Source organism: Streptomyces sp. WM4235 (assembly GCF_001279725.1).
Lineage (GTDB): Bacteria > Actinomycetota > Actinomycetes > Streptomycetales > Streptomycetaceae > Streptomyces.
Window position 1 is genome coordinate 1 of record NZ_LGDE01000167.1, and the last position, 1,741, is coordinate 1,741.

The window sequence follows — 1,741 nt, forward strand, 5'->3', positions numbered from 1 at the left end:
CCCCAAGCCACCCCCGAAGCCCGCCCCCAAGCCGGGGCCCAAGCCGGCGGCACCCGCCCCTCCGATTTTCCTGGTCCCCAAGCCGGCGGCCCCGCTGCCCAAGCCCGCACCGGAGCCCGCGCCCACCCCCGTGGTGACCCCGCCGCCCGCACCGCCCAAGGTCGTGGCCCGGCCGAGTTACCACGCCATGACCCGCAAGCCGGTCGAGCACCACATCTCGCCGGTCACCTTCACCCTCATGACCGCGGCTCCCGCGGTGCTCGCGATCGTCGCGCTGCGCCCGCGCTGACCCGCTCTCGATCCTTTCCCTACCCCTTGCCTTGGAGTCATCTTGTCGGAATGGCTCGTCCTGTCCCTCGCGATGGCAGCGGCCTGTGCCGTGGTGCTGTCCATCGCCTTCTTCAATCACCGGCGGATCGGCGACGACGACGATCCGAACGAGACCCCGGACGTCATCGAGTACATGACGATGATGATCGGGGTGATCTACGCGATCGTCCTGGGCCTGGCCATCGCGGGCGTCTGGGAGGGCCGCGGGGCCGCCCAGGAATACGTGCGCCAGGAATCGCAGGCCCTGCACGAGATCAGCGTCCGATCCGAGGTGTATCCGGCTGACGTCCGCAAGAAGATCCGCTCCGACGTCGACGCGTATGTGACGCACGTGGTCGACACGGAGTGGACGCAGATGGCGGAGAATGGTGAACTCACTGATCAGAGCGCACAGTTGTTGGAGCGCATCCGCCGGGACGTGACCGACTACGAGCCGCGGACCGACCACGAGGGGCAGGCCTACCAGCCGCTGGTCGACCAGGTCGCGCTGGTGGACGACGCCCGTAACGCCCGCGGCCAGAGCGCCGGGGCCACCATGCCCGGTGTGGTGTGGTTCGGTCTGATCGCCGGCGCCCTGGTGACGGTCGGGTTGATCTTCACCCTGCAGATCCGGCGCTCGTTCCGGGAGATGCTGCTGGCGGGGCTCTTCAGCGCCCTGATCGCCTTCCTGCTCTTCCTGATCTGGGACTTCGACGCACCGTTCGGGCGCGGCATCGCGGCGACCGCGGAACCGTTCCTCGCCCAGTTCCCGCATCTGGGCCTGGAGAACTGACTGCCTGGAGAACTGATCCTGGAGAACTGACGGGGCACCGCACCCCCGCGTCCGCCGGCAAACCGGGGACGGGCCTCCCGTCCCCGGTTCGGCCTACCGGCATGCCCCATTCGCCCGTTCCTGATCGCGGGTCACCGCCCCCGCACCTAGCGTGGCGAGCATCGAGGCGCACGACCCCCCACGTGCGGAAACCGTTCCGCGGCTGCTCCTCGGGGATCCGGAGAAACTCCATGGGTGCGATACGCAGCTCCGCCACTGCCCTGCTGAGCGCCGGTGCCACGGGTGCCGCTCTCGCGCTCGGCGCCCTGGGCGCGCCCGCCGCTTCCGCGGCCGAGGCCGCGCCCATCACCTCGTTCGGCTTCGCCATCACCCCCTCGACCGTCGCGCGCGGCGGTCAGACGGTGCTCTCCGTCAGCGGCTGCGATTCGGCGTTCGCCACCGCCTCCTCCGGGGTCTTCGACACCGTGAGCATCGCCCGCGGCCAGACCGCGCGGGTCACCGTGGACCGGGACGCGCGGGTCGGGGCCCTGTACTCCGTCTCCTTCACCTGCAACGGGGAGACCGGGTCCGCCGACCTGACGATCGCCGGTGGCACGGCCCGGCCGACCACCAGTTCCACCGTGGGCGTCCGCCGCACGC

At 70.6% G+C, this 1,741-nt stretch carries 1 protein-coding gene and 2 pseudogenes; all 3 read left to right on the forward strand.

Annotation, left to right across the window (positions count from 1 at the left end; all coding sequences use genetic code 11):
* Positions 1–289: pseudogene (locus tag ADK55_RS40465) on the forward strand (hypothetical protein); the annotation flags it as partial.
* Positions 290–331: 42 nt separating this feature from the next.
* Positions 332–1,102 carry a DUF4239 domain-containing protein gene (locus tag ADK55_RS14355; protein ID WP_053678716.1) on the forward strand — a complete coding sequence of 257 codons (771 nt, stop codon included), beginning with the start codon at positions 332–334 and terminating at the stop codon, positions 1,100–1,102.
* 230 nt (positions 1,103–1,332) lie between these two features.
* Positions 1,333–1,741 (forward strand): annotated as a pseudogene (locus ADK55_RS14360) (hypothetical protein); the annotation flags it as partial.